We start from the raw sequence: 23,446 nt of genomic DNA on the forward strand, positions 1-23,446 counted from the left end.
CATTATGGCACCATCCCCTGCCTCACGGCGCCTTCGGCCGGTCCTGAGAGCGATCACTGCGGCCGCCGCCGGAACCCTGGTCCTGTCCGCCTGTACCGGCGGCTCGGGCGCCTCCGCGACCGGCGACACCTCCGGCAACCAGTTGCTCACCATCCCGCGCGAGGACCTGGCGACGTTCACGCGCAATTTCAACCCGCTCTCCCCGCAGGCCGCCCCGATGACCCTGCAAGCGATCTACGAGCCGCTGGTCGTGCACAGCATGGCGGACGCCAAGGACACCCCGTGGCTCGCCACCAAGTGGGAGCAGGCCAAGGACGGCAAGTCCCTCACCTTCACCCTGCGCGACGGCGTCAAGTGGTCGGACGGGCAGCCGCTCACCGCCGACGACGTCGTCTACACCTTCCAGCTCCAGAAGAAGGTGCTCGGCGGCTTCGACTACCTCGACAAGGTCACCGCGGCCGACGCCCACACGGTGACGTTCTCCTTCAACAAGCCCTTCTCGCCCGCCTTCTACGAGATCGGCGGCCACTACATCCTGCCCAAGCACATCTGGTCCAAGGTGAAGGACCCGGCGAAGTTCAGCAACCCCGACCCGGTCGCCACCGGCCCATACACCAAGATCACGAAGTTCCAGAGCCAGTCGTACGAACTGCTCAAGAACCCCGACTACTGGCAGCCCGGCAAGCAGCAGATCGCCGGCATCCAGATGCTCGCCTTCTCCGGCAACGACAGCGCCAACATCGCCTTCACCAACGGCGAGGTCGACTGGACACAGTCGTTCATCCCGGACATCGAGAAGTCCTTCGTCGCCAAGGACAAGAAGCACAACCACTACTGGTTCCCGGCCACCGGCGCCATGATCAACTGGCAGCTGAACACCACGAAGGCCCCCTTCAACGACGCGGCCGTCCGTAAGGCGCTCAGCATGGCCGTCGACCGTGACCAGATCACCAAGGTCGCGATGAACGGCTATGCCCAGCCCGCCGACTGCACGGGTCTGGCCCGCACGTACGACAAGTGGCGCGACACGTCGCTTGCCGCCTCCTGCACGTGGACGAAGTACAACACTGACGCGGCGGCGAAGGCCCTCGATGCCGCCGGGTACAAGGAGAGCGGCGGCAAGCGGAAGCTGAAGAACGGCAAGGACTTCACGCTCGACATCTCCGTCGGCTCGGCCTCCTCCGACTGGATCTCGGTCGCCAACATCATCAAGCAGGACCTCGCGAAGGTCGGCATCACCGCCACCGTGAAGACGCCGGACTGGTCGGCGGTCTCGGCCTCGTACAACACGGGCACCTTCGACACCGGCATCGTGTGGAGCAACAACGGCGCCACGCCGTACGAGTACTACCGCGGCGTGATGTCGACGAAGATGCTGCAGCCGGTCGGCAAGCAGGCCACCGAGAATTACCATCGCTTCGGTGACAAGAAGGCCGATCAGCTCATCGACGCCTTCGCCGCCGCCACGAGCGAGAGCGCGCAGCGCGAGCAGATCGACGGCCTGCAGAAGCTGTACAACGAAAACGCGCCCGTCGTCCCGCTGTTCACCGGCCCCGAGTGGGGCGCGTACACGGACACCCGCTTCACCGGCTGGCCCACCGAGAAGAACCCGTACGCCACCCTCGGCAACCGCAACGGCAGCACGATCCTCGTGCTCACCTCGCTGAAGCCCGTCAGGAGCTGACGCCCGGACCGGCGGCCGCCCTCCTCCCCGGCGGTCGCCTTTCCCTCGACGACCACCGCACCCCCACCTACAGGAGCACGACCCGTGCGTCTCATCCTGCGTAACCTGGGGTTCTATCTGCTCGCCTTCTGGGCCTCCATCACCCTGAACTTCGTCCTCCCCCGGTTCATGCCCGGCGACCCGGTCTCCCGGATGGTCGCGCAGGCCCAGGGCACGATGCAGCCCGACCAGATAACCCAGCTGCGGAAACTCTTCGGCGTGGACGACCGCCCACTCTGGGAGCAGTACGTCTCCTACGTCAAGGACGTCTTCACCGGCAACCTCGGCATCTCCATCAGCCGCTTCCCGACCCCTGTCACCGACGTGATCGGCTCACAGATCGGCTGGACCCTCCTGCTCGGCGGGGTCGCGCTGGTCATCGCCGCCGTTGTCGGCAACCTGCTCGGCATCGTCGCCGCCTGGCGGCGCGGCGGCATCCTCGACTCCGCCTTCCCGCCCCTGCTGATCTTCGTCGGGTCCTTCCCGTACTTCTGGCTGGCGATGGGCGCGCTGTACCTGTTCGGGGTGAGCCTGGGCTGGTTCCCGCTGCGGCACGCCTACGACGCCGGTCTCACCCCCGGTTTCAACGGTGAGTTCCTCGCCAATGTCGGCACCCACCTGGTGCTGCCCGCGCTGACCATTGTGCTGGTCTCCATCGGCGGCTGGATGCTCGGCATGCGCAACACCATGATCGCCACGGCGGCGGAGGACTACATCACGATGGCCGAGGCGAAGGGGCTCAGCCCCACACGGATCATGTTCCGCTACGCCGCCCGCAACGCGCTGCTGCCCTCCGTCACCAACTTCGGCATGGCGCTGGGCTTCGTGGTCGGCGGCGCGCTGCTCACGGAGGTCGTTTTCGCCTATCCCGGCATCGGCTACCAGCTGCTGATGGCCGTCCAGGGCCTGGACTACCCGCTGATGCAGGGCATCTTCCTCACCATCACGGCGGCGGTGCTGTTCGCGAACTTCCTCGTCGACCTCGTCTACGTCCGTCTCGACCCGCGCGTCCGCGTGCGCTGAGGAGGTTGCCGAGATGACCGCCATCGAGATCGCGACGGCCACGACGCCAGCCGCCTCCCCGCGCGCTTCCCGCCGGCGCGGGCTGCTGCGCCAGCTCGTCGCCAGCAAGAAGGCGCTGACCGGGCTGATCCTGCTCGTTCTCTTCGCGCTGCTCGCCCTGCTCGCTCCCGTGCTGGCCCCGGGTGACCCGTCGCTCATTAACTCCCTGGGCAGCCAGGCCCCGTCGGCCGCGCACTGGCTCGGCACGACCGCCAAGGGACAGGACGTGCTCGCCCTCACGCTGTGGGGTGCGCGCAGCTCGCTCTTCGTCGGTTTCACCGTGGGGCTCGCGGCGACGGCGGTGGCCATCGTCGTCGGCCTCGCCTCCGCGTACTTCGGCCGGGTTGTGGACGACGCGCTGACGCTGGTCACCAACGTCTTCCTGCTGCTGCCGGGCCTGCCGTTGCTGATCATCCTGGCCGCGTTTCTGCCAGCTGGGACCTCCACCGTGATCCTGGTCCTGGTCGTCACCGGCTGGGCGGGCTCGGCCCGGGTGCTGCGGGCGCAGGCCAAGTCGATCCGGGGCAAGGACTTCGTGGCCGCCGCTGTCGTCACCGGGGAGCGCCCGCTGCGGATCATGTTCCGCGAGATCCTGCCCAACATGGCGTCGGTGGTGATGACCACGCTGCTCGGCTGTGTGATCTTCGGCATCGGGGCCCAGGCCGGTCTGGAGTTCCTCGGCCTCGGTGACAGCAGCGTCGTCAGCTGGGGCACCAACCTGTACTGGGCCAGCAACGACGGCGCGCTGCTGACCGGCACTTGGTGGGCCTTCGTCCCGTCCGGGCTGTGCATCGCGCTCGTCGCCTTCGCGCTGGCGCTGGTCAACTACGCGGTCGACGAAATCACCAACCCGCGCCTGCGTTCCAGGAAGAGGAGGGGCTGAGCCATGGACCCCGTACTCGAAGTCAGCGGCTTGCGCGTCGAATACCAGGGCGACGGACGCACCGTCGTGGGCGCCGACGACGTCTCCTTCTCCATCGGCGCGGGCGAGATCTTCGGCCTGGCCGGCGAGTCGGGCTGCGGCAAGTCGACCATCGCCAACGCGGTGATGCGGCTGCTGAAGCCACCGGCGGAAATCACCGCAGGCAGCGTCCGCTTCCAGGGCCGGGACGTACTCGCCCTGGACGCGAGGGAGCTGCGGAGCTTCCGCTGGCGGGAGATCGCCATGGTCTTCCAGTCGGCGATGAACTCGCTCAACCCCGTCCTGACCATCGGAGAGCAGATCGCCGACATCTTCACCACCCACGAGAAGCTGAAGAAACGGGCCGCGCGGGAGAGGGCGGGCGAACTGCTGGAGCTGGTCGGCATCGACCCGGGACGGCTGAAGGCGTACCCGCACCAGCTCTCCGGCGGCATGCGCCAGCGCGTGGTCATCGCCATGGCTGTTGCGCTCAGGCCCCGGCTGCTGATCATGGACGAGCCGACCACGGCGCTCGACGTGGTCGTGCAGCAGGAGATCATGGCGCAGATCCGCGACCTCCAGCGGGAGCTGGGCTTCTCCATCCTCTTCATCACCCACGACATGTCCCTGATGGTCGAGCTGTCGGACCGCATGGGCGTGATGTACGGCGGTCGGATCGTCGAACTCGCGGGCGCCAAGGAGCTGTTCGCCGAGCCACTGCATCCGTACACCGAGGCGCTGATGAACGCCTTCCCGCCCCTGACCGGCCCGCGCCGGGAACTCACCGGCCTCTTCGACGCCCCGCGCACCGCCGCCAGCTGCGGCTTCCACGTGCACTGTCCCGAGGACCGCTCGGACTGCTCCATGAACATCCCCGACCTGCGGGAAGTCGAGCCGGGCCGCTGGGTGGCCCGCAGCTCTGAAGGAGGCCCCCGATGACCGCACCCCTGCTGTCCGTACACGGTCTGACCAAGGACTTCCAGGTCGGCACCGTCTTCTCCCGGCAGCGCGTCAGGGCCGTCGCCGACGTCTCCTTCGACATCCCGGCCGGCCGTATCACCGCCTTGGTCGGCGAATCCGGCAGCGGCAAGTCCACCATCGCCCGCTGCCTCGCCCGCCTCGAACAGCCCACCTCCGGTGAAGTGTTGCTGGACGGCGAGAACGTGCTGCGCACCCAGCGGCGGCGGGCATCACGGGCGTACCGCCGCAAGGTCCAGATGGTCTTCCAGGACCCCTTCGGCTCGCTCAACCCCGTACACCGCATCGAGCACTTCCTCACTCGGGCTCTCGTCCTGCACGGCCACCCCACCACACCCGGGGCACTGCGCGAGCTGATGACGACCGTCGGCCTGACCGAGGACATGCTGCAGTCCTACCCGCATGAGCTCTCCGGCGGCCAGCGCCAGCGCGTCGCCATCGCCCGCGCCCTCGCCGTCGAGCCCCGGCTGATCCTCGCCGACGAACCGACCTCGATGCTGGACGTCTCCGTACGCGTCGGCATCCTCAACCTGATGCGGCGCCTGCGCGACGAGCGCGACATCGCCATGCTCTACATCACCCACGACCTGGGCTCCGCCCGCTATCTTGCGGACACGACGATGGTGATGTTCGCCGGCGAACTCGTCGAAGGCGGCGACGCACTGGCCGTCATGGACGCCCCCGCCCACCCCTACACCCGCCTGCTGCTGTCCGCCGTACCCGACCCCGAGCGGGCCGGGAGCTACGACCCGGTCGAGCGCGCCCGCCTCCGCGAGGCGATCCTCAACCCCACATCCTGCCCCTACGGCGCCGACGGCACCTGCAGCCGCACCGAGCCCGTCCGCCACATCGTCGGCGAGGACGACGGCCAGCCCCACTGGGTGCGCTGCCACTTGCGCGCACCCAACTCCGACATCGCCCGCCGCGTACTCAAGGCCGCCGACCGGCCGGCCGGCGAGGCCACCGACGACACCGAGAAAGCGGAGACCACCGCCGCATGACCCACGAACTCACCTCCCCCGCCGACATCCACGTCGCCGAGGGGCTGGCCGAGCGCGCCCATCGCGACCCCCACCGCCCCCGCTTCCACTTCACCTCACCCGGCGGCTGGCTCAACGACCCCAACGGACTGACCCACTGGGGGGGCGTCTACCACCTCTTCTACCAGTACAACCCGCTCGCCCCCGCCCACCACCGCATCCACTGGGGCCACGCCACCAGCACCGACCTCGTCCACTGGACCGACGAACCGGTCGCACTCGTACCCGGCGCCGACGGGCCCGACCGCGACGGCTGCTGGTCCGGAGTCCTCGTCGACGACGGCGGAACACCCACGATCGTCTACTCCGGCCGTCACGGGGAGCAGGAACTCCCGTGCGTGGCACGGGGATCAGCGGACCTGCGGTACTGGACCAAGGACCCGGCGAACCCCGTCATCACCGCTCCGCCCGAGGGTGTCGACGTCACCGCCTTCCGTGACCACTGCGTGTGGCGGGAGAACGGGGTGTGGCGGCAGCTGGTCGGCTCGGGCATCCGGGGCGTCGGCGGCACCGCCTTCCTCTACGAGTCCGAAGACCTGCGCAGCTGGCGGTACATCGGCCCGCTGCTGACCGGCGACGCCTCGCAGAACCGGGGCGAACCCGACTGGTCCGGCACGATGTGGGAGTGCGTCGACCTGTTCCGGCTCGACGGCACGGACGCGCTGGTCTTCTCCGCCTGGGACGAGGGCACCACCCACCACCCCCTGTACTGGACCGGCCGCTACGAGGGCGACACCTTCACCCCGGCCGGCCTGCACCGCCTCGACTACGGCGGCCGCTACTTCTACGCCCCCCAGTCCACCCGCGACGAACACGGCCGCCGGATCATGTTCGGCTGGCTCCAGGAGGGCCGCACCGACGAGGCGGACGCCGAGGCCGGCTGGTGCGGGGTGATGTCCCTGCCCAGGGTCGTCACGCTCGGCACGGACGGCCGGCTCGCGCAGGCCCCAGTCCCGGAACTGGGAGTGCTGCGGCGAGATCACGTACGGCTGCCCGCCAGCCCGCTCGGGGACGCGTACACCCGACTGCACGACGTGCGCGGCGACCAGCTGGACATCGAAACCTCGCTGCGCCTGGCCCCCGGCGCGACCGCCCGGCTCGTCATCCGCGAGACACCGGACGGCGCGGAGCGCACGATCGTGGAGGTGAGCAGGGCGTACGACGGATCCGGCACCCTCCGTCTGCACCGCGAGGCCAGCAGCCTCGACCTCACCGTCGACACCGAACCCCTTTACGGCGAACTGCCGTTGGACAGCGAGGGCCTGGTTGATCTGCGGGTTCTCGTCGACCACTCCGCACTGGAGATCTTCGCCAACGGACGGCCTCTGACCGCCCGTGTCTACCCCACCCGCTCCCACGACGCCGTCGGCGTCGGTATCGGTGCCGACGGTGACGTTCATCTGGAGCGGTTCGACGCCTGGCAGATGGCGTCGGCCTTCGCAGAAGGGCCCCGGCCTCTGTGGCCGTGACCGTCTTAGAGCCAGCTGCGGCCCGCGGAGCGGACGTATCCGCGGGCCGCAGCCCACCCATCGTCAAGGAGCCGCGCTATGAGCGTGTCCCGTCGTACCCTCCTGCTCGCCGGAGGCACCGCCACCGTCCTGTTGCCCCTCGGTGCGATCCTGCCCGCAGCCCAGGCCGCCACCCCGGGGACCGGCGATGCGAGCCCCGTCCCGATCCCCGACCCCCTCCCCGTCACTGGCACCTGGACCCGCACCCCGGACGGCGGCCGGAAGGTGACAGCCGGCCTTCGGGCTCCCGTCCTTGCGTTGTCCGAGCAGCAACTCGCGACCAAGGGCACGTACACGGCCCGAGTGACTCCCCAGTCCGCCTCCGCCATCGGCGGGCTGGTGTTCCGTGCCGCCCCGGACGGCTCGACCGGCTACGCCGCCACCCTCGACACAACCCGCGCCCGCATCCGCCTCCACGACCTGGCGAGCGGCGACACCATCGCCACCGCGCCCCTGCCGGGCACCCGAGCCGGAAGACCCTACGACCTCGAAGTCGCCGTGGACGGAGCAGAGGTGTCGGTATCCGTCAACGGCAAGCGACTCCTCCACGCCGAGGACCACCGCCACGACACCGGCTCCGTCGGCCTGCTCGCCCAAGGCGGCACCGTCACCTTCGGACCGCCCTCCGCCTCCACCGTGACCACCAACCTCACCGGCTGGACCACGACCGGCGGCGACTGGACGGCCACCCCGCTCGGCTGGCACGCGGCCCCGTCGGCAGGCGCGACCGCCCTCGCGCTGACCGCGACGAAGGCGTACGACACCGCCTTCCAGACCGATCTGCTCCTGCACGACGCCACCGCCGTCGCTGCGCTGCTGCTGCGCACGGACGGTACGGCCACCCACGGCTACGCCGTCCAAGTCGACCCCAGTCAGGGCAGGTTGAGGCTGTACCGCATCGACGGAGACGTCACCCTCGGCACCTACGCGACGACCATCAAGGCCGACACCGTCTACCGCCTGCGTATCGAAGCCGAGGGCACCGAACTGCGCGTGCACTGGCAGACCAACTTCCTCTCGCCCGACGGCTACAGCCCCGTCATCACCGCCCACGACTCGGCCCACGCCGCGGGTCGGCTCGCCGTCACGGCAACGGGAGGCGCGGCGTCCTTCGAGAATCTCGCCGCCGCCGACCTCACCACGGGCCTGCAGGGCTGGACGGACCGCTCCGGCACCTGGACCCCCGACCTGCGCGGCATCCGCGGCGAGAACGGCCTGCGCACGGCCCCCTTCACGGACGGTGACCTGGTGGCGCGAGCTGACATCACCCCCGCCGGCACCTCGTCCTCGGCCGGCCTGGTCCTGCGCGCCGCCGCGAACGGCACCGGCGGCTATGAGGTCCGCCTGGACGCCGGCCGCGACGCCGTCGTCCTGTTCGACCGCTCCTCCGGCGCACGCCTCGCCTCCGCCGCCGGCCCGGTCCGCCCCATCGCGTCCGGCGGCACCTACCGCGTCGAGGCCCGCGCCACGGGCCAAACCGTAGAGGTCCACGTGGACGGCGTACGTACCCTGAAGACCCGGGTCGCTCACACCAGAGGCGCCACCGCCGGCACCTCGGCCACGCACGGCACGTCGTACTTCCAAAACGTCGAATTCACCGCCGCCGCCGACTACTTCACCGCGCCGTACCGCCCCACCTACCACTACTCCCAGCTCACCGGCCGCACCAGCGACCCCTGTGGCCTGGTGCACCACGACGGCGAGTACCACCTCTTCCACCAGGACGAGGGCCGCTGGGCGCACGCCGTCAGCACCGACCTCGTCCACTGGCAGGCCCTGCCGATCGCCCTGCCCTGGAACGAGTACGGCAACTGCTGGACGGGCTGCGCGGTCGTCGACACGGACGACACGTCCGGCCTCTTCGACGGAGGCGCGGGCCTCATCGCGTACTACACCAGCTACCACCCCGACAAGCCGGGCGGGAACGCCAGCGTCCGCATCGCCTACAGCAAGGACAAGGGCCGCTCCTGGCACCTGCACGGCGGCTCCACCCCGGCCGTCGAGAACCCGGGCGGCCCCGACGCCGGCTGGACCTTCCGCGACCCGAAGGTGATCCGCGACGAAGCCCACGGCCAGTGGCTCATGGTGGTCTCCGGCGGCGACCACGTCCGCTTCTTCACCTCCACCGACCTCCTCACCTGGACCCACGTCAGCTCCTTCGGCTACGGCGACTGGGCCACCCCGGGCGTCTGGGAGTGCCCCGACTTCTTCCCCCTCCCGGTCGACGACGACAACGGCAAGGTGAAGTGGGTCCTCACGCTCAGCACCGGCGCGGTACGCGCCACCAACGGCTCCGCCGCCCAATACTTCACCGGCGACTGGAACGGCACATCCTTCGCCCCCGACCAGACGGCCGGCACGGTCCTGCGCGCCGACTCCGGACGCGACTACTACGCCGCCACATCCTTCTACGGCCTGCCCGACGGACGCCGCGTCTGGCTCGGCTGGATGAGCAACTGGGACTACCCCTTCAGCGCCCCGACCGGCGCCTGGAACGGCCAGCTGAGCGTCCCCCGCGAACTGACCCTCACCGACACAGGTGACGGCGTACGCCTGGTACAGCGCCCGGTCCCGGAACTGACCGCCCTGCGCACCTCTACGACCACCCGCGCGAACCTCTCCGTAGGCCCCGCCTCCGCGAACCCGCTCTCGGCCATCAGGGGCATCGCCTACGAGATCGAAGCCGAGGTCACCCTCGGCACCGCCACCGAGATCGGCTTCATGCTCCGGGCCGACGGCGACCAGCACACGACGGTCGGATACGACGCCGAAGCCACCCAGTTGTTCGTGGACCGCTCGACGTCGGGCGTCAGCAACTTCACGCAGTACTTCGCGGGCCGCACGACCGCGCCGATGAAGCCGACGGACGGCAAGGTGACCCTGCGCCTGTACGTCGACTCGTCCTCGGTGGAGGCATTCGGCGCGGACGGCCAGGCCGCGGTGACCAGCCTCATCTTCCCCTCCCCGGACGCCGACGGCATGACCTTCTACGCCAAGGGCGGCTCCGCGCGCATCGAGACGCTCAAGGTCCACCGACTGGAGCCCACCTACCGCATCGTGGACCGCGTCCAGCCGCCAGCAGCCGCCCCGACCGGCGGCCAGTTCCGCACGGACCTCGGCACCTTGACAGTCGTCCCCGCCGGCCACTGGTCGACCGACAGCGCGGGCCGCGCCGGCACCTTCGACGCCGACTCCAACGCCATGTCCGCACGCACCGTGAAGGACGTGGACCTCACCACCCTGGTCCGGCTCGGCGGCCCCGACCCCGACACCGGCGGTGCCCTCTCACTCCTCTGGCGGGCCTCTTCCGACGGCTCCGACGCTTACTGCCTCAACATCGACCCCGACCTGCGCGTGATCCGCCTGGTCGCTAAGGCAGGCGGCTACTTCGACGACGGCGCTGCCCTCGCCCGCGTCCCGGCCCTGGTCCGCCGCGGTACGACGTACCAGGTCCGCGTCCTCGCCAAGGACGACCGCATCCAGGTGTTCCTCAACGGCAGCCAGATCATCGACGTGACGGACACGACGTACACAAGCGGCCATCTCGGCCTCAACGTGTTCGGAGGGAGGGCGGCGTACCAGGACACGTACGCGGGAGTGCAGTGAACGACCGGTCCACGAGAGCCGAACGTCTGCTCTTCGTCCCCGCCGTGGTCCAGTGGGGGATCGCCGGCGGAGGCAGTTCTTCTGACACAACCGCGCCGCAAGAGACGTCATCGGACTCGATCACCTACTAGGTTCACGAACCCGCGCACTCGGTAGCCGTAGGGACTGCGGAGCGCGCGGGTTCGCGCCCCCCCTCGTCCAAATTCTGAGAACTCGTGCGCTTCCGCGTTCGATCTGCTGCGGCTGTCCGGGACCGACACGACCGGATGGCCATATCAGCGGCGCCGGGCCGCGCTGGAGTCCGTGTTCGCCGCCCGCCGGCTGTCCGCCCCGTGGGTGCTGTGCCCGTCGACCACCGACCCGGAAACCGTGCGCGAGTGGCTGACGTGGGCATCGGTCGGGATGGAGGGCGTGTTGTGGACATAGTCAGCGGTTGACCACTGACCGAGCAGGGGTGATGAGGACTTCGCGGGCCTGGGTTGAGGCGTCTGGTCAGGGCCGGATGAGGACCTTCAATGCTTCACGGTCGTTCATCGCGCGGTAACCGTCGGCGATCTCCTCCAGAGCGAGCGTGCGGTCGAAGACGCGGCCGGGCTGGATCTCCCCGTTGAGGATGTGCGGCATCAGCTCCTCGATATAGGCCCGCGCGGGAGCGACGCCGCCGGTGAGGGTGATGTTGCGCATGAAGTCGCTGAATCCGAACGGTACGTCGGTGAACTGCGGGGCGCCGACCCGGCTGATCGTGCCGCCATCGCGGACCACGCCGAAGCTCTGCTCGATTGCGTCCTTGAGTCCTACGCATTCCAGGACCTTGCGGGTGCCCTCGCCGCTGGTCAGCTCCCGCACCCGGGCGATGCCGTGCTCCCCTCGCTCGGCGACCACGTCGGTGGCGCCGAAGTCGCGGCCCAAATCGGTGCGGGCTTGGTGGCGGCCCATGAGAATGATCTGCTCGGCGCCCAGGAGTTTGGCGGAGATCACGGCGGCCAGGCCCACGGCGCCGTCGCCGATGACGGTGACGCTGTCACCGTGTGTCACTCCGGCGGTACGGGCGGCGTGGTAGCCGGTGCACAGGATGTCGGAAAGGGTCAGCAGGTCAGGCAACAGCTCGGAGTCCTCGCCGACGGGTAGTTTCACCAGGGTGCCGTCGGCGTAGGGGACGCGGGTTGCCTGGCCCTGGCCTCCGTCGACGCCGTTCACGCCCCACTGTCCGCCGTGCAGGCAGGAGGTGTGCAGGCCTTCGCGGCAGTACGCGCAGGTGTTGTCGGAGTAGACGAAGGGCGCCACGACCACATCGCCGCGCTTGAGGGTGTGCACCTCGGAGCCGGTCTCCTCCACGACCCCGAGGAACTCGTGGCCCATGTGGCGGGGGTTGTCGGTGGGCGGTAGGGACTTGTAGGGCCACAGGTCGCTGCCGCAGATGCAGGACAGCACGATCCGTACGACGGCGTCGGCGGGGTCTTGGATCTTCGGGTCGGCAACGTTCTCGACGCGTACGTCGTCGGCCGCGTACAGCAGGGTGGCGCGCATGAGCGCAACTCCTCGGTGTGTGGGGAAGCAGGGGGCGGCGGGGCCGCATTGACGGCGGCAGTCGGGTCAGTGGCTATGGGTGCGCGGGGAGCGGTACTGCTCGTCGGTGACGTGCTCCAGCCAGGTGGTCTCGGGCCGGTCGTCGTAGGGTGCCGTGCCTTCCCACAGCGCGAGGTGCTGCATGAAGCGGTCCTCGGTGGCTCCGTGCCAGTGCTCTTCGCCGGGCGGGCAGGTGACGGTCTCACCGGGGTGGGCCTCGTAGACGGTGCCGTCACGGGTGCCGATCAGGGCGACGCCGGCGACGACGTGGAGGGTCTGGCCGACGGCGTGGTGGTGCCAGGCCGTGCGGGCGCCGGGGGCGAAGCGCACCATGTTGGCGCGCAGGCGGGAGGGTTCTTGGCCTGCTTGGATGACGTCGAACCAGACGTCGCCGTTGAACCAGTCTGAAGGCCCTTTGCCGGTGGGCTGCGGCTTGACGAACTCCACGGGGTGCTCCTTGCTCTCGTGCGGGTGGTGCGGGCTGGTCAGCGTTCGAGCATGCGCAGGCCTGCTTCGGTGTGGGTGTCGCCGGCGGCCGGGGGAAGGCTGGAGAGCTTGGCCACGACGTGGCGGGCAGCTGGAGGTTGTCGGCGGCGGTGTTTTCCTCGACGCGGGTGACGCGCTTGGTGCCGGGGATGGGGGCGATGTCGTCGCCCTGGGCGAGCAGCCAGGCGATCGCGACTTGTGCGGGTGTGGCGCCCGCCTCGGCGGCGATGGCCTGGACTTCGTCGGCGAGGGCCAGGTTGCGCTGGAAGTTCTCGCCGGTGAAGCGGGGGTTGCCGCGGCGGAAGTCGCCTTCTTCGAAGTCGTTCTCGTTGCGGACGGTGCCGGTGAGGAAGCCGTGTCCGAGCGGGGAGAACGGCACGAGGCCGATGTTCAGTTCCCGCAGGACGGGCAGGATGCGGTCCTCGATGCCGCGGGTCCACAGCGAGTACTCGGACTGCACAGCGGTGACGGGGTGGACGGCGTGGGCGCGGCGGATCGTGTCCGGGCCGGCCTCGGACAGGCCGATGTGGCGGATCTTGCCTTCCTTGACGAGTTCGGCCAGGGTGCCGACGGTGTCCTCGATGGGCGTGTTCGGGTCGACGCGGTGCTGGTAGTACAGGTCGATGTGGTCGGTGCCCAGCCGCTTCAGGGAGCCTTCGAGAGCGGTGCGGATGTTGGCCGGGCTGGAGTCCAGCGTCCACGCGCCGGCCCCGGAGTGGGAGACCAGGCCGAACTTGGTGGCCAGGACGACCTGGTCGCGGCGGCCCTTGAGGGCTTGGCCGAGAAGGTTCTCGTTGATGTAGGGGCCGTAGATTTCCGCGGTGTCGATGAGGGTGACGCCGAGGTCGATGGCCCGGTGCACGGTGCGGATGGACTCCGCGTCGTCGCTTCCGGCGCCGGTCAGGCCATGGGACATGCCCATCGCGCCCAGGCCGATCCGTGCGACGTCCAGGTCGCCGAGCTTGATGTGCTTCATGCTGCGGTGCTTCTCCTGTAGGTAGGGCTCGGGATGCTCGGCGCGGCCGGCCGCGCATGGGGTGCGGCAGTCACTCTCCTGCGGGAAAGTCCGTGGAGGCCGCCAGGTCGCGCTGGGTTTCGAAGTCGTCGATCCGCTTGCGCAGCACGCCGAGGGTGGACTCCAGGGCCTGGGAGCCGAGCACCATCCGCAGCGGGGCCGGCTCAGTGTCGGCGGATTCGATGATGCGGGCGGCCATGCGCTGCGGGTCGCCGGGGGCGAGGCCGCCTGCCGGGTCGAGCATGGCCTTGAAGGCGTGGGCGGGGTTGCCTTCGTAGGCGTCGATCGGGTCGGCGACTTGGGCGCTGCCGTAGCGGAACTCGGTGCGGGCGCCGCCCGGTTCGACGATGGTGACGCCGATGTTGAAGGGGGCGACTTCCTGGGCGACGGACTCGGCGAATCCTTCGATGCCCCACTTGGTGGCGTGGTACATCGAGTTGCCGGGGAAGGCGACCTGGCCGCCGTAGGTGGACATCTGGATGATGCGTCCGCCGCCCTGGGCGCGCAGGTGGGGCAGGGCGGCGCGGATCAGGGTGATGGAGCCGGTGAGGTTGGTGGCGATGATGTGGTCGACCTGGGCGTCGGTGATCTCCTCGGCGGCGCCGAAGAGGCCGTAGCCGGCGTTGGAGACGATCACGTCCACGCGACCGGCAGCGAACGCGGCGTCCACCGTCTTGCGTACGGCGGTGGTGTCGGTGACGTCCAGGATCTCCGCGCGGAAGGTGTCGGGGTACTTCTCGCGCAGGTCGGCGACCTTGTCGAGGTTGCGGACGGTGCCGATGACGCGGTCTCCGCGCTCCAGCAGCTGGGTGGTCAGGGCGTGGCCGAAGCCGCTGCTGACGCCTGTGATGAGCCAGGTTCGGGTGGTCATGCTTCTTCCTCCGTGGACGGGGTGGACGGGTCGGCGTCGGCCGGGGTGATGGCGTCGACGGCGGCCAGGGCGTTGAGGGTGCGGGGGTAGCCGATGAACGGCAGCAGGCCGGTCAGGACGGCGATCAGGGTGGCGCGGGTGTTGCCGACGTGGAGGTTGGCCGCGACGTGGCCCTTCACCTGGGCGTCCGCTCCGCCGAGCGCGGCGAGCATCGCGAAGGTGAGCAGTTCGCGCGTGGGTACGTCGATGCCGGTGCGGGTGTAGTGGTCGCCGAAGCAGTTGCCGCTCAGGAACTGCTGGATGTGCTGCTCGTCGGCCGGGGCGCCGGCGTACATGGCGTCCACGGCCTTCTCGCTGATGATCTGCTTCTGCACCGCCAGTCCCTGCTCCATCCGGGTGTCCGGGCTGGTGGTGGACTGGTCCTCCAGCGGCAGTGCGATGCCGCGTTCGGTCAGCACGTCGTTGGTGGCGTGCAGGAAGTCGAAGACGCGGGCCATACCGGCGTACGGCACCGCCTGGTAGACGATCTCCTTGGCCTCGACCGGTGTGACGCCGATGGTGAGTGCGGCGCCGAGCATCACCCGGTACTCGGCCACCGCGCCGACGGCGATCATCGCCGCGAGCTGCGTCATCAGCCGGGTGCGCTCGTCGACGTCGCCGGTGTGGCGCAGGACCTCGTCGAAGGCGAAGTTGTCGAAGTACTCGATCAGCTCCGGGTCAGTGACGGCGAGGGTGGAAACGTGGCCGGGGAAGAGCCGCTCGTGCGCCGCGGTGGCGGCAGGGTTGGGTTTGCGGCTGGTCACGGGCGCACCAGCACCTTCAGCCGGCTGCGCTCGTCCATCGACTTGTAGGCGTCGGCGACCTGCCCCAGGGCGACCTCGTCGTCGAAGACCCTGCCCGGGTCGATGCGACCGGCGAGGACGTCCTCGATGGCGGGTTCGAGGTAGGCGCGCACCGGGGCGGGACCGCCGGCCAGCTGGGCGTTCTTCCCGAACAGCGACCCGAACCCGACCGGCGCCTCCTCATACTGGGGAACGCCGACGCGGGAGATGATCCCGCCGGGGCGGACAATGCCGTACGCCTGCTCGTAGGCGGGCATCAGGCCGACGGCCTCCAGCACGACGTGGGAGCCCTCGCCGCCGGTCAGGTCCATCACCTTGGCGATGCCCTCCTCGCCGCGTTCGGCGACGACGTCGGTGGCGCCCCATTCCCGGCCGAGGTCGGTGCGGGAGGTGTGGCGGCCCATGAGGATGATCTTCTCCGCGCCCATACGGCGGGAGGCCAGCACCGCGGACAGGCCGACGGCGCCGTCGCCGATCACGGTGACGGTCTTGCCGGGCTCGACCCGGCCCATGTGGGCGGCGTGGTAGCCGGTGAGGTAGACGTCGCTCAGGGCGAGCAGCGAGGGCAGCAGCGCCGTGTCGACATCGGTGGGGATCTTGACCAGGGTGCCGTCGGCCTGGGGCACGCGGACGGCCTCGACCTGCGCGCCCCCTACGCCGCCGGCGCCGTACCAGCCGCCGTTGGGGCAGGCGGTGTGGAAGCCGTCCCGGCAGATCGCACAGGTGTTGTCGGCGAAGGCGAACAGGGAGACCACGAAGTCGCCGCGCTTCAGGCCGCGCACCTCGGAGCCGGTCTCCTCGACGATGCCGAGGAACTCGTGCCCCATCGGCGTGCCCTCGTCGGTCTTGTCCATGGAGTGGTAGGGGTGCAGGTCAGAGCCGCAGACGCAGGCCAGCGTGATGCGGACGATCGCGTCCGTGGGGTCGACGATCTTGGGGTCGGGGACGTTCTCGACCCGTACGTCTCCGGGCCCGTACATGAAGGTGGCACGCATGGAAGATCTTGCCTTTCGTGGCTTGTGGTAGCGCTGTGAGCCGGGGTGAAGGCCCTCGGTGGAGGCGGGCCGGCAGGGTCAGCGCGGTTCGAGGCGCAGGGTGGAGGCGCGGGCCGCGTCGGTGAGGACGTGCTCGACGATGCTCGTGTAGCGCCCGTACTTCTTGCGGTAGGCGGCGTCCACGCCCGGGTACTCGCTGGGGTCGGCCGGGTGGAAGGTGACGTCCTGGCGGACGCCGCCCGCTTCGATGCGGCCCTGGTGGCGGGACTGCGTGCCCCGGTACTAGGGGCCGTCGGTGCCTTTGACCGAGCGGACGTACAGCTGGTCGCCGGAGCGGACCACCCCACATGGTCACCGGAGCACGCAAGGTGCCGTCGGCTCGTTCGGAGGCAAGGTCCAGCTCCTCAGCTGCGGCGACCTTCTTCAGGTCCGTGTTGTTCCAGTCCGCCATCGTGGTCCCCTTCAGAAATGCATTGCCGAGAGCCAGGCTCCGCCCAGCCGTGTCGCCATCCATCGGGTCCACCGTGGCCCGCCTGGAGGACACGGACCATCGGGAAAGATCCAGGGCGGCTCCGGTACGGTGCCGCAGACGTTCACTCTCGAACATGAGGCGACACGCTCAACCCTGCTCCTTCTCGCCCGCTCCAGGCAGGCCGAGGTGTGCCAGGGGGTAGCCAGCCAGGGTGTGACAGGGCCCCCCTCGGCAGGCATGACGCGATGACGGCGGAGAGACACTGGCCCTATGGCACCCGAGCAGCACAGCGGCGGTGACGAGCTGGGGCGCTTCCTGCGCGCCCGCCGCACCCAGACCAGCCCCCAGTCCGCTGGCCTGGCCCCCGGCCCCGGGGTCCGGCGCACCCCTGGCCTGCGCCGCGAGGAGCTGGCCACCCTCGCCGGCGTCAGCATCGACTACTACACCCGCCTGGAGCGCGGCAAGGAAACGCGCCCCAGTCCCGCCGTGGTCGACGCCCTGGCCCGCGCCCTGCAACTGGACGACGCTGAGCACCAGCACCTGCGCGACCTCGCGGTTCGCGCCGCCCGCTTCGCGCCTCAGGCCGTCCCGGCCCCCAGCCGCACCGTGCGGCCGCACCTGAAACTGCTCCTCGAAACCATGCGGCCCAACCCCGCCTACATCGTCAGCCGCAGCATGGACCTTCTCGCCCACAATCCCGGCGGCCTCGCCCTCTACGCCGGTATCGCCGACTGGCCCGTGAAACAGCGCAACCTCGCCCGCTACCTGTTCCTCCACCCCTACGCCCGCACGCTCTTCCCCGACTGGGACAACCAGATCCGCGGCTGCGTCGCCCGCTTGCGCGCCCTGGCGGGCACCGATCCCGACGCCCCCGACCTCACCCAGCTCGTCGGAGAACTGCTCCTCAAGAGCCCCGACTTCGCCGGCCTGTGGGAACGTTACGAAGTCACCGGCCGCAAGAACGTCACTAAGACGTTCCAGCACCCCCAGGTCGGCACGATCACCCTTGGCTTCCAGGGCATGGCGCTCGAAGGCACTGCCGGACACCGTATGGGCGTCTACATGGCCGAGCCTGCAACCCCCGATCATGACGCCATGCTGCTACTCGACATGACCGCCCCCCGTGCCGAGGCGACAGCGTCCGAGCACAGGCAGCACCACGGTGATCGGTGACGTCCAAGGCATCCCCTCCGCTCCAGGCGGCGCTAGCAGGGCAAGGAGGGTGAACGGTTGAGTGCGGACGAGCTAGCTCGGGGGCGGGCGGCGGGGCAGAGGGGTGACGGCAGCAGCTTGGTGAAGTGCTGTGCGCAGGCGGTTGTTGTCGATGCTCAGGCGTTGGATGGCGGCCAATGCGAGGTCGAGCTGGTGGGTCAGGTCGCGGTTGGCCCGGCGCAGCCGGTCGTTGTCGACTTTGACCTGGGTGTAGGCGTCGGCCGCGCGTTGGCTGGTCTGGGGTGTGCTTGCCGGGCGTGCGAGTTCAGCACAGACATTGGGGAAGTTGCGGCGAAAGGTGGTGTTGGCGACCTGGAGCCGGGTGGCGAGGGCGAGCACGCTGGGTGTGCGCCCGGTCTCGGCGGTCAGGGCGGTAAGGGCGGCGTCGACCTCAGCACGGCTGGGCAGTGGCGCGCGGTGGGGCGTCATCAGCGGCTCACCGTGGCGGTCTGCAGGAAGCCGAGGATGGCGTCGCGACGGCGGTGCACGTCGGCGAGGAGGAGGGGCGGGAGCGTCGGACGGCTGCGGATCTGGTCGTCGAGCCGGTCGGCTTCGGCGGCCAGAGCGGAAGCATTGTCGGGGGTGAGGGCGACGTTGTGGCAGTCAAGGGGCCGGCAGTCGAGGGCGACGGGGCGCGGGCGCTGCCCGCGGGGCGCGATCTTCGGGCGGCACAGGGCCTTGTCGGGGTTGAAGACGCAGGTGACGTAGGTGCCGGGGTAGACCTCGGGGTCGTGCGTGGTCAGGACGCGGCGCAGCCGGTGGGGGTCGGTGACGACAGCGCCGGTGAAGTGGGTGCGTCGGTGGAAGTCGCCGAGGCGGGCAGCGGCCTCAGCCGCCGCGGGGCCTTGCAGGTGGTGCTGGTGGTCGGTGGCGAGGGCTAGGAGGTGTTCACCGCGGGCCAGGGCCTGCTCAGCCTCGACTTCGGCGCGGAATGCGGAGTCGCTGGTGCCGGCGTAACCCTCGAACATGTGGATGCTCAGGTGGCGGTACTGGACGGCGCCGGCGATCACGCCGCCGGGGCGACGGGCGATGTACCAGGCAAGGGTGCGGCGGAATTGGCGGGTGGTCAGTTTCCACGGCGAGCCGTTGACGTCGGGGATGGCGTCGGTGAGGTCGTAGGCGCGGCAGTAGTTGTTGATCCAGGTGATGACCTGGTTGATCAGCTCGTTGCTGGTGCGCAACGTCATAGCGCCGGGCTTGGGGTGAGGGCCGAGGCTGTGCAGGAGCAGGTCGGTATCGGCGGGCTGCAGGCGTTCCAGGACGCGGACGGCGCGGGCGGCCGGGGCACCGATGATCCAGGTGGCCTGCGTGCCGCGGGGATCGTGTTCGCCCTTGAAGGCGAGGCTGGTGTTGTCGAGCCACAGGGTCAGTGCTTGAGCCAGGCCCTGGACGTAGGTGACGCCTCGCTCCGCACAAACTCCCTTGAACCTGTCAGGTTCGCCCACCGGGAGGAACGTTCCCCACGTCTTGGCGCCGTCGGTCTTCACCTCGGGGAGACCGTCAGCTTCGTACCAGGCCTTGATGGCGTGTTCGGCCGCGTCCTGGATGTCCATTCCGTGCTCAAAGTCTCAACCTGCTTGAGGCCCCACAGCAGTGCAGGATTCTGCACTACCGTGCGGCCGTACCGGACGCCCTCGCTTGGGGCATCCACCATGACGCACGGACAGATGGGAGGACGACAGGCCGATGAGGCTGGCCGGCGCGCACGCCGCGGTGCGGCGTATCTGGACGGTAGAGCTCCGCCCACGGGCAGGCGGACCAAGTCTCGTCTGCCCGCACTGCACCGCCCACACCCGTCCCCTCAAGGCAAGCTCTGCGCGATCCGCCGCCCTGGCGCATCTCGCCTGCCACGCCCGCACCGATGTACTGCCTGGGCATCTGCGCACCTGCCAGTGCCGAGCGCAAGGCTGCTGCTGGCATCCGCGCCATCGCGGATGCGCCGGACCGGTACTGCTCGCCCTCACCCGCGACCGCGGCGGCCGTACCTGGCGGCTGGCCGACACGTGTGCGGCCTGCGCGGCGGCGACGAGTCATACCGCCGTCGTGCCGGACACCCTGGTCGCCCCTTACCGGCTGCGCCGTTCCCCTTGCCCGTCGACTCCCCCGCTCAGCCCGATTGAGTCCGGAGCCGACCAGCGTGTACGCGTGCGGGAGATGCTCACCTACCTCGCCGCCGCACTGCCCCGGTTCACCTCACCTGCCGCCAGGCTGCTGGCCCTGCAGTGCGCTCTGCGGGCCGACATCCGCGGGATCTGCTTCCAGGGAAGGGACTTGAGTGAGCAGCAACCCGCACAGCCCGAACGGCCTCAACCCAACCTCCCCGGCCGTGAAGCGGCTGCACCTCGCCCACCTGGAGGTCGCCTCCGAGATCGCAAACGAGATACCGAACGGCAGCACCCGCACGGAGCGGGCGTTGCGCTATTCCGCGGCCGGGAGAAGGCCATCAGCCGTGGCCTGTACGCGGTTCAGCAGGGGCAGGCCACGACCGGCGGCACCACCGCCGCTGCCAGTCCGGCTCACGCCGTGACTCAGGCAAGGGCTCTGACCAGGGCAAACCAATCCGCCCAATCGCGCAGCAACATAGAAATCCCGCGCCGATCACTACATTCCGAGACGATCACTAAACCTGCACCTCAGAGCCTCTCCAGATCCCGAAGCACCGCGGAAACCCCAGCTCAGAGCAGCACCAGAGCACAGCAAAAAATCCTGAAACGATCACTAGGCTCGCAGGTCAGAGCATCACCCACCTGGTGATCGCTAGCAGATTTGTCACAGTGGCGTACGAGTTCCACGCGGCCGGCGGTGCGCCGCCACAGGGAGACGTTGTGGTCGTGCCGGGGGGAGATGACCGAGCGTTCGCCCGGCGGGGTCAGATATGCCGAGAGAAAGTACTCGGCGGCGCTGGAATCCGTCACCGTCGCCTACCTCATTCCTGCCTGTATTCCTAATCGGATCGCTGGATGCACGAGCTGGGCCGGCCCCGGACGCCGTGCGGACGCGTCGGCGATCAGCGCCGCCGGGGCGCACGGCCGGGGCCGGGGGAAGGCGGCCGGGTCACAGGTGACGGGACCACCACTCCAGAATCGCCTCGTACCGCGCCACCCGGTGGCTGGGCAGACCGGTACGGGACATGTCGTGGCCCTCGCCGGGGAACAGCAGCATCTCGGCCGGGACACCGCGGGTGCGCAGGGCGACGAACATCCGCTGGGCCTGTTCCATCGGCGTGTGCCGGTCCTCCTCCGACTGGATGAGCAGCATCGGGATCCGGATCCGGTCGGCGTGGGTGAGCGGGCTGATCTCGGCCCACCTCTCCTGGTCCGCGCCGTACAGGGCTATGGAGTTGTTCACGCCGTCGTCGGCGGAGCCGAAGTGGCTGTCGATCGCGTAGCACCCGCGCTCGCCCATGGCGGCCCGGAACCGCTCGCCGTGGTGCGCGGCCATCCACGCCGCCATGTAGCCGCCGAACGAGCCGCCCTGCACCCCGACCCGCGTCTCGTCCAGGTCGGGCGACTGCAGGGCCGTGTCCAGCAGCGTCAGCAGGTCGCCGGCGGTGATGCGGGCCAGGTCACTGGCTGCGTACCGGCCGTGCGCCTGCCCGTATCCAGAGGTGCCGCGCGGATTGCCGAGCACGACGGCATAGCCGGCGCTCGCATAGACCTGGGCCTCTTCGAAGGACGCCGGGCCGTTGAGGGTGTACCCCCACTGCGTGAAGGGGCCGCCCTTGATCTGCAGCAGCACCGGATGCGGGCCGGGGCCGGGCTGGCGCACCGTCCAGCCGTGCAGCAGATAGCCGTCCTCGGTCTTGGCGGTGAACTGGCCTCCACCGGCAACAGACCTGCGCGGGCCCGCAGTTCCGCGCCGAACGGGGTGAGTTCCCGCTCCTCGCCACCGCACAGCACCACCAGGTCGCCCGCGCTCTCGGCGCTGGAGAGCACCGCGGCGATCGTGGTCCCCTGCGGGCCCTCGGCGACCGCGTACCCGTTGACCTGTCGGCGCCCGGTGATGACGGGCCGCGGCGCGCCGCCGTCGTAAGGCACGAGAACGAGGTGGACCTCGCCCCGGTGGTCGTTGGCGAAGTAGACGCCGTCGGAGGCGGGCGCGATCATCTGGCTGGCGAAACTCAGGTGGTACGGCTCCGGGTCGGTGAGCCGACGCGGCGGTGCCGAGCCGTCGACGGGCACCGACCACAAGCCGTAACTGTTCGCGCCCGTGGCCCGGTTGTGCTCGTCCAGCGTCTCAGCCGCGAAACACACCAGCGTGCCGTCGGTGGAGAACCGCGGGCAGCCCAGCTCCAGGCCTCCGTCGGTCAGTGCCCGCAGTCCGGTGCCGTCCGGGGAACAGACCCAGATGTCCCGGCGCAGGTCGTCGGCGTGCGTCTCGTGCCGGCCCGACACAAACGTCAGCAACTGCCCGTCGGGGCTCCAGGCCACGTCGTAACTGGCGTGCTCCCCGCTGGTGATCTGCGTCGTCACCGGTTCCTCGGCGAACGGCTCCGTGACGAAGATCTGGTGCGGCCGGTCGAAGGTGAACCCGATGCCGTCCGACATGTAGCGCAGGGTGGTGATCCGGCGGGGCCGCTCCTTGTGCGGCGGGACACCCGGGAGGTACGGGCCGGGCTCGGGCACGCGCGTCGCGAAGGCGATCCGGCGCGAGTCCGGGCTCCAGACGGGCTGCCCCGCGCCCAGCGGCAGGTCGGTCACCCGGAACGGCTCGCCGCCCTCCATGGGGAGCAGGTGCAGCTGCGCGGGCCCGGTGGGCCCCGGCCGCAGGAAGGCCAGCCACCGTCCGTCGGGCGAGAAGGCCGGTGCGCCGTCGTTCGAGCCCTGGGTGAGGCGCCGGGCCGGCGCGGACCCGTCCGTCCGAGCCACCCACAATTCGCTGGTGTTCTCGTCGGCGTCCACATCCGGCCGGAAAACACTCACGACCGCGTATCGGCCGTCGCCCGACAACGTGGGACGGCCGAGTACGGGAAGCAGATTGATGTCGGTGGGAAGCATGCCGTTGACGCTAGAAGCGCCCGGTTCGGCGTGTCAACGAAGGCAATCGTGTCAACGAAGGCAATTCGGAGCATGTTCGGCGCAGCCGGAAGCCGGTGTCCAACTGCGGCCCGGAGCCACTTGAACAGCGGCCGGGCCAGCGATTCCGCGCAGCTCAACACATGTCCGCCCA

General features: G+C 69.8%; 19 protein-coding genes and 2 pseudogenes. 9 read left to right on the forward strand and 12 right to left on the reverse strand.

Translation table 11 applies throughout. The features are described 5' to 3' along the window. The first annotated feature begins 4 nt into the window (after positions 1-4). From ABZV31_RS32520 to ABZV31_RS32550, 7 genes are all read left to right on the forward strand, one after another. Positions 5-1,684, forward strand: coding sequence for an ABC transporter substrate-binding protein (locus tag ABZV31_RS32520; protein ID WP_355900465.1), 1,680 nt, complete (start codon positions 5-7; stop codon positions 1,682-1,684). An 84-nt stretch (positions 1,685-1,768) separates the two neighbouring features. Continuing rightward, a complete protein-coding gene (locus ABZV31_RS32525) occupies positions 1,769-2,746 on the forward strand; it encodes an ABC transporter permease (RefSeq protein WP_355900466.1) in 978 nt (325 codons plus the stop codon). Positions 2,747-2,759: 13 nt separating this feature from the next. Then, on the forward strand, positions 2,760-3,668 hold the full coding sequence (locus tag ABZV31_RS32530; RefSeq protein WP_355900467.1) for an ABC transporter permease: 909 nt from the start codon (positions 2,760-2,762) through the stop codon (positions 3,666-3,668). Positions 3,669-3,671: 3 nt separating this feature from the next. Continuing rightward, positions 3,672-4,625, forward strand: a complete 954-nt coding sequence (locus ABZV31_RS32535; protein WP_355900468.1) for an ABC transporter ATP-binding protein — start codon at positions 3,672-3,674, stop codon at positions 4,623-4,625. Continuing rightward, positions 4,622-5,665 carry an ABC transporter ATP-binding protein gene (locus ABZV31_RS32540; protein WP_355900469.1) on the forward strand — a complete coding sequence of 348 codons (1,044 nt, stop codon included), beginning with the start codon at positions 4,622-4,624 and terminating at the stop codon, positions 5,663-5,665. Before ABZV31_RS32535 ends, ABZV31_RS32540 begins: the two co-directional genes overlap by 4 nt. Continuing rightward, positions 5,662-7,173 carry a glycoside hydrolase family 32 protein gene (locus ABZV31_RS32545; RefSeq protein ID WP_355900470.1) on the forward strand — a complete coding sequence of 504 codons (1,512 nt, stop codon included), beginning with the start codon at positions 5,662-5,664 and terminating at the stop codon, positions 7,171-7,173. The genes ABZV31_RS32540 and ABZV31_RS32545 overlap by 4 nt, the downstream gene beginning before the upstream one ends. A 78-nt stretch (positions 7,174-7,251) precedes the next feature. Then, positions 7,252-10,818: a glycoside hydrolase family 32 protein gene (locus tag ABZV31_RS32550; protein WP_355900471.1), complete on the forward strand. Its 3,567-nt coding sequence runs from the start codon at positions 7,252-7,254 to the stop codon at positions 10,816-10,818. 492 nt (positions 10,819-11,310) lie between these two features. Here ABZV31_RS32550 and ABZV31_RS32555 read toward each other — a convergent pair whose 3' ends face one another. The 7 genes and pseudogenes from ABZV31_RS32555 to ABZV31_RS32585 all read right to left on the reverse strand — a co-directional run bounded on the left by ABZV31_RS32555 (position 11,311) and on the right by ABZV31_RS32585 (position 16,842). Continuing rightward, a complete protein-coding gene (locus ABZV31_RS32555) occupies positions 11,311-12,345 on the reverse strand; it encodes a zinc-dependent alcohol dehydrogenase family protein (RefSeq protein WP_355900472.1) in 1,035 nt (344 codons plus the stop codon). A 66-nt stretch (positions 12,346-12,411) separates the two neighbouring features. Next, the gene (locus tag ABZV31_RS32560; protein ID WP_355900473.1) at positions 12,412-12,831 is read right to left on the reverse strand and encodes a cupin domain-containing protein; all 420 of its coding nucleotides are present in this window, start codon (positions 12,829-12,831) and stop codon (positions 12,412-12,414) included. A gap of 38 nt (positions 12,832-12,869) precedes the next feature. Beyond that, positions 12,870-13,846: pseudogene (locus tag ABZV31_RS32565) on the reverse strand (aldo/keto reductase). Positions 13,847-13,916: 70 nt separating this feature from the next. After that, on the reverse strand, positions 13,917-14,756 hold the full coding sequence (locus ABZV31_RS32570; protein ID WP_355900474.1) for an SDR family oxidoreductase: 840 nt from the start codon (positions 14,754-14,756) through the stop codon (positions 13,917-13,919). Next, on the reverse strand, positions 14,753-15,559 hold the full coding sequence (locus ABZV31_RS32575; protein WP_355900475.1) for a carboxymuconolactone decarboxylase family protein: 807 nt from the start codon (positions 15,557-15,559) through the stop codon (positions 14,753-14,755). Before ABZV31_RS32575 ends, ABZV31_RS32570 begins: the two co-directional genes overlap by 4 nt. Continuing rightward, a complete protein-coding gene (locus ABZV31_RS32580; RefSeq protein ID WP_355900476.1) occupies positions 15,556-16,593 on the reverse strand; it encodes an alcohol dehydrogenase catalytic domain-containing protein in 1,038 nt (345 codons plus the stop codon). Before ABZV31_RS32580 ends, ABZV31_RS32575 begins: the two co-directional genes overlap by 4 nt. A gap of 78 nt (positions 16,594-16,671) precedes the next feature. Then, the gene (locus ABZV31_RS32585) at positions 16,672-16,842 is read right to left on the reverse strand and encodes a DUF2255 family protein (RefSeq protein ID WP_355900496.1); all 171 of its coding nucleotides are present in this window, start codon (positions 16,840-16,842) and stop codon (positions 16,672-16,674) included. A gap of 493 nt (positions 16,843-17,335) precedes the next feature. On the opposite strand from ABZV31_RS32585, the gene ABZV31_RS32590 reads away from it, so the two are divergent. Further along, positions 17,336-18,238 (forward strand): helix-turn-helix transcriptional regulator, encoded by a 903-nt coding sequence (locus ABZV31_RS32590; RefSeq protein ID WP_355900477.1) that lies wholly within the window; start codon positions 17,336-17,338, stop codon positions 18,236-18,238. A gap of 72 nt (positions 18,239-18,310) precedes the next feature. On the opposite strand, the gene ABZV31_RS32595 is transcribed toward ABZV31_RS32590, so the two are convergent. Continuing rightward, positions 18,311-18,706 carry a hypothetical protein gene (locus tag ABZV31_RS32595; RefSeq protein ID WP_355900478.1) on the reverse strand — a complete coding sequence of 132 codons (396 nt, stop codon included), beginning with the start codon at positions 18,704-18,706 and terminating at the stop codon, positions 18,311-18,313. After that, positions 18,706-19,830, reverse strand: coding sequence for a hypothetical protein (locus ABZV31_RS32600; protein WP_355900479.1), 1,125 nt, complete (start codon positions 19,828-19,830; stop codon positions 18,706-18,708). Before ABZV31_RS32600 ends, ABZV31_RS32595 begins: the two co-directional genes overlap by 1 nt. Positions 19,831-19,963: 133 nt before the next feature. Between ABZV31_RS32600 and ABZV31_RS32605 the strand changes: the two are divergent. Beyond that, a pseudogene (locus ABZV31_RS32605) lies at positions 19,964-20,518 on the forward strand (hypothetical protein); the annotation flags it as partial. 434 nt (positions 20,519-20,952) lie between these two features. Here ABZV31_RS32605 and ABZV31_RS32610 read toward each other — a convergent pair. From ABZV31_RS32610 to ABZV31_RS32620, 3 genes are all read right to left on the reverse strand, one after another. Continuing rightward, positions 20,953-21,192: a hypothetical protein gene (locus tag ABZV31_RS32610; protein WP_355900497.1), complete on the reverse strand. Its 240-nt coding sequence runs from the start codon at positions 21,190-21,192 to the stop codon at positions 20,953-20,955. Positions 21,193-21,331: 139 nt separating this feature from the next. Then, positions 21,332-21,907: a prolyl oligopeptidase family serine peptidase gene (locus ABZV31_RS32615; protein WP_355900480.1), complete on the reverse strand. Its 576-nt coding sequence runs from the start codon at positions 21,905-21,907 to the stop codon at positions 21,332-21,334. Beyond that, positions 21,811-23,274, reverse strand: coding sequence for a hypothetical protein (locus ABZV31_RS32620; protein WP_355900481.1), 1,464 nt, complete (start codon positions 23,272-23,274; stop codon positions 21,811-21,813). The genes ABZV31_RS32615 and ABZV31_RS32620 overlap by 97 nt, the downstream gene beginning before the upstream one ends. Between the last annotated feature and the right edge of the window lie 172 nt (positions 23,275-23,446).

It is taken from the genome of Streptomyces sp. NPDC005202 (genome assembly GCF_040608235.1).
Classification (GTDB): Bacteria; Actinomycetota; Actinomycetes; order Streptomycetales; family Streptomycetaceae; genus Streptomyces.